Consider the following 5159-nt stretch of genomic DNA (forward strand, 5'->3'; position numbering starts at 1 on the left):
TTCGGTAAATTTTTCTACAGTAGTCTGAAATACCAAAGCAACAATTGTCGCCACTGTTATCGGTTCCATAGATAAAATCGGGGTGATGAGGGTTAACTTATTTATCTGGTTTTTGGGGGTATAAGTTGCCAACAATATAAACAACTCTTACCCCCATCATAGAACTTGTAATTTCATTTAAGTAGGTAGGCACAATTATTTGTAGGATGGGTTAGCGGCAGCGTAACATGAGCGAGCGTTGGGTTTCATGCTTCAACCCAACCTACGTTCTATCATAGAACTTGTAATTTCATTTAGGCGGGTACTTCAATTTTACCCTGTCCAGCTAATCCAAAAGCGGCGTGAACCACTTGTAGGGCCCTGACTCCATCTTCCTGATTCACCACACAACTGATTTTTATATCAGAAGTAGCAATCATTAAAATATTAATTTTCTCCTTTGCTAAAGCTTCAAAAAAGCGTGCTGCTACCCCCGGTTGTCCTTCCATTCCCGAACCAACAATGCTCACTTTGGCCACATCATTATTAACCACCACTTCCTGTAAACCCAAACTTTCCGATAGTTCTAAAAGGATTTTTTGGGCGGAATTAGCATCAGCTTGGGGTAAAGTAAAAGCGATATCCCGTCGGGGAATACCATCGACAATGCGACAGCGTTGAGATTGAATAATCATATCAACACTGACATTTTTTGCCGCTAAAACCGAGAAAATTCTCGCCGCCATCCCGGGGCGATCGGGGACGTTACGAATGGCCATTTGGGCCTGATTATTATCTAGGGCCACTCCCCTGACTGGGACTAAATTTTTAGGGATTTCGCGATTAGCAACTTTAGCGGAATACTCCACTTGAAAAGCATCACAAAGGACTTTAATTGCTTTTTCTCCGTCCGCTTCATCGATGACGCAACTGACTTTTACTTCAGAAGTGGAGATCATTTCGATATTAATTGCCGCTGCGGCCAAAGTGCTAAATATTTGGGCAGCAATTCCCGGCCGGCCGATCATACCCGCGCCGGTAATGGCGATTTTAGCAGCCCCGGATTCGATAATCACTTCCGCTTCCTCTGTATTAGTGGGATGGGAACGTAAAACCGGCGCGATCGCTTCGGCCACGGATTGGGCTTTTTTTAAGGCATTTCCCATCACTGTAAAGGCGATATCGTTGCTGTCCCCCTCGTGAATCGATTGAATAATTAAATCCACGTCCACCTGTTGATGGGCAATTTCCCCGAATAAACGGGCAGCGATGCCGGGACGGTCAGGAACCCGTAAAAGGGAGATTTTCGCCTGATTACCGTCAAATTCCACCGCATCCACTGCTTTTGTCAATTCCAATCCTTGCAGGGTGCGCGGTTTCGGTGCCGGGGATGTCACCCAAGTACCAGGCTCATCTGTCCAACTGGAGCGGACAACCAAGGGAACCCCGAAATTTTTAGCGATTTCCACCGCTCGCGGGTGGAGAACTTTCGCCCCTAAACTGGCTAATTCGAGCATCTCATCGCAGGTGATTTGGTCTAAAAGACGCGCTTCGGGGACTAAACGGGGGTCAGTGGTGAGAATACCGGGTACATCGGTGTAAATTTCGCAAAAATCGGCTTTTAAGGCGGCCGCTAGGGCCACGGCCGAGGTATCGGAACCACCGCGCCCTAGGGTGGTAATCTCTAGTTGATCACTATCGCTGACACCTTGAAAACCGGCGACAACAACTACTTTACCCTCCGATAGATGACGGGAAAGGCGATCGGTTTTAATTTCTAAAATACGGGCGCGACTATGTTCGGATTCCGTGACAATTCCCACTTGAGCGCCGGTTAGGGAGATGGCCGGTTGTCCGATTTCCTCTAGGGCCATACTCATCAAGGCGATCGTCACCTGTTCCCCCGTGGATAATAACATATCCATCTCCCGGCGCGAGGGTTCGGCGGCGATTTGTTTGGCTAAATTGACCAATCCATCGGTGGTTTTCCCCATGGCAGAAACGACCACCACCACGGTGTTTCCTGCTATTACCGTATTTTTGACCCGTTGAGCGACCGATTGAATGCGTTCCACGGAACCTACCGATGTACCACCGTATTTTTGGACAATTACAGCCATAGTTGTCAGCGCTAGAGACTTTCTATCTTTGTTCAATCTCCAACTTATCAAACTTCCTTAACGATAAGTGGTTTTGGTTAACATTCCTTATGTTTTATCAAATGCCGACTATCTGAATTAATCCTTAAGACTGCACCGGAGAAGGGAGCGCCGGAGCTAGGTTGAGGCAGTCCGAGCATTTGTACTAAAATGTCAATAGGCAGTTTAAATACAGTACATTTATGCTATTAATAATATTTTGGCTCTCTTAGGTTTGGTGGGTATTATGAAAGATATTTTAATGTTAGATACAGTAATAATTATCAATTCTGATACTCCCTTAATCTTAGGACTGATTCAGGGTAGGGTTAATTCATGAATTAACCCTACCCTTGATAAGGGGGGAAATCTGACAATTCCACCCACCTACCTACTTAAGTAGGTGGGTGGAATTGAATATAAGATGAACGTAGGTTGGGTTGAAGTATGAAACCCAACGCCCGCTCATGTTACGCTACCGCTAACCCATCCTACAAATAATTGTGCCTCCCTACTTAGATACAGTAATAATTATCAATTCTGATACTCCCTTAATCCCCCTTGGTAGGGTGGAAATCTGACAATTTTTAACACCTACCTACTTAATCCTTTATCGATTTTACTCGGTTTTTGGGTTGCGTGTGTTTCCCCCCAGATTTTAATTTAAACCTTTAAGGGCAGCCAATAAATAATTAGCCAAAGTCACTCCATCTACTCCTAATTCCGTCCTTTCTTGGGCTGCTAAAATGCCGGCTTGAGCGTGTAAATAAGCCGCTAATGCGGTTGCTTCCGGGGCATTATCGGGCATTTGGGTTAAGAATCCGCCAATTAATCCTGTTAGGACATCACCACTACCACCTCGCGCTAGAGCGGAAGTACTTTCGGGGATTATATACATTTTCCCTTCCGGGGAGGCGATTATAGTTCTGGCTCCTTTTAATAAGACAATTGCACCACTTTGTTGAGATGCTTTTTGAGTGATATTAATCCTATCTTGAGAACCTGATAAGTGAGGAAATAAGCGTTTAAATTCTCCCCAATGAGGCGTTAAAATTGTCTTATTCTGGCGAGATGATAATTTTCCTATACCCAATTGAGCCAAAATATTTAAAGCATCGGCATCAAGTATAATCGGCTTATCACTATCTAAAACCTGTTCGATAATAGCGGGATTTTCTGTGGTTAATCCAGGACCACAGGCGAGGACATGATAATTATTTAATTCCAGGGGAAGTTCGGCAATAGCTCCCGTGGCAGTTTCGGGACAATCGATAATTAATGCTTCTGGTAAATGACTAATTAATAAAGATTTGAGGGCAGCAGGAACAGCAATAGAAAGCATTCCCACACCACTACCTCGCGCTCCTAATCCGGCGAGAATTGCCCCCCCTGCATAACGACGAGAACCACAGATAATTAATAAATGTCCCTGCTGATATTTATGGGTAAGTAGAGGACGGGGTAAAGGTAAATAAGGGCGAATTAGATCGGGATTAACCCTCAGAATTGGCGGTGAATCTTGTAAAATTGTTTCTAGGTCAAGGGGACTAATTCCTATGTCAATTAACTCCACTTTACCCAGATAGGGTAAGGCCAAATCTTGTAAAAAAGCGCGCTTCCAGAGTCCCAAACAAAAGGTATGAGTGGCTTTAATTGCCGTGCCTAAAACCTCTCCGGTGTCGGTGTGAATTCCTGAAGCAATATCGATACTAATTATCGGTTTTTGCCAACTATTAATTTTATCGACTAATTCGGCAATATCTCCCGATAAAGTCCTTTCTAAACCAAAACCGAAAAGACCATCGATAATTAACTGACAATCCTCCAAAGATTCTAAAGTTTTCTGAAAAATTAAGCCTAAATGCTTGACATAATTAGCCTGTTGTGCTGTTAAATCCTTGAGTTTGGCGATCGGACAAAAAAGAGATACTTGATAACCGGCGAGGTGTAATTCTCTAGCAATCACGAGAGCGTCGCCGCCATTGTGACCAGGGCCAACTATAACGCCGATTTTGGGAAAATTAGCCAAAGAATAGGACTTTTTAAGCTGTTGTGCCGTTAACAGGGCTGCCTTTTCCATCAAAGCGGCCACAGGCATACCGGAAGCAAAAATCGCCCCTTCGATGCGACGCATCTGCTCGCTATTAACCACGTTGGACTGATAATTGTAGCTCATTCGAGGGATAAATTGCCTGTTAACAGGTCTAGATCACTTTTTTTCGGATTAAGTTCACCTGATTATCGATTACAAGCCTGACATCGCTTTATCCAAGTTAATTGCTAACCTTAAAACAGTTAAGTAGTCGCTTAATTAGGGTTTGCGGCAAAAAGTTTTTCGTGGGGGCAGGGGGGTGTAGGGTTTTACCCATTTTCAGACGGTCAATTACCCAATTTTCAGGGAAAAAGTCCCGGAATTTTCGCCCCGATCACTCCAATGCTAGGCACTTTTTGAGGTCAAAAAAGTCTAAAAGTCTTATCCAACAAGGTTTTTAGATTTATTCAGCCAACCCTAATTACTAAATTATTTTATCATAAAGAGAAATCCTCTCTCAGGTAAGAGCGGTAGTATGGCTTACTCGACACAGCAGTTAATTGAAATCCTCGATCGAGAAATGCACGCCACTTGCAAAGGGGAACGTCTGTTACTCTCCCCGGCGGAGCGCATTGATAATCCGGTGATTGCCAAGGCGATCAATCTAGAAAAGGTGGGCAAAGTCTTCGCCTATCAGGATTTTCGCCGCCAAGTTCATGATTATCAACAACAATATCAGGTTTCGGGTATTATCTGGCGTGTTTGTCAATGGGGCGATCGCACTCTCCGTTATCCCGAAATTCATAATCAATTAGTTGCCGTGGAGGGTGACAAGGAAATTCTCATGGCTTCCAAAGCCTCGGTTTTAGAGTTTTGGAACAGTATCACCCCTAATATGAATTTTTGGTGGGCGCTTAACTCCCGTCGTCCCATTTCTGCCGATTCTCTAGCCGAATTAGTCGCCCAGTCCGAATGGGCGGAATTAGATGTGGCGCGCACAGAATTATATC

3 protein-coding genes are annotated in these 5159 nt (G+C 44.3%); 1 reads left to right on the forward strand and 2 read right to left on the reverse strand.

What is annotated here, in order from left to right; genetic code table 11:
* Positions 1-293: 293 nt before the first annotated feature.
* Positions 294-2099, reverse strand: a complete 1806-nt coding sequence (locus IQ242_RS16165) for an aspartate kinase (protein ID WP_193960659.1) — start codon at positions 2097-2099, stop codon at positions 294-296.
* Between the two features lie 676 nt (positions 2100-2775).
* Positions 2776-4293, reverse strand: coding sequence for an NAD(P)H-hydrate dehydratase (locus tag IQ242_RS16170; protein ID WP_193960660.1), 1518 nt, complete (start codon positions 4291-4293; stop codon positions 2776-2778).
* Positions 4294-4684: 391 nt separating this feature from the next.
* On the opposite strand from IQ242_RS16170, the gene IQ242_RS16175 reads away from it, so the two are divergent.
* Positions 4685-5159: hypothetical protein (locus tag IQ242_RS16175; protein ID WP_193960661.1), on the forward strand; the 475-nt coding region annotated here is incomplete at its 3' end.

Source organism: Microcystis sp. LEGE 08355 (genome assembly GCF_015207185.1).
Lineage (GTDB): Bacteria > Cyanobacteriota > Cyanobacteriia > Cyanobacteriales > Microcystaceae > Microcystis > Microcystis panniformis.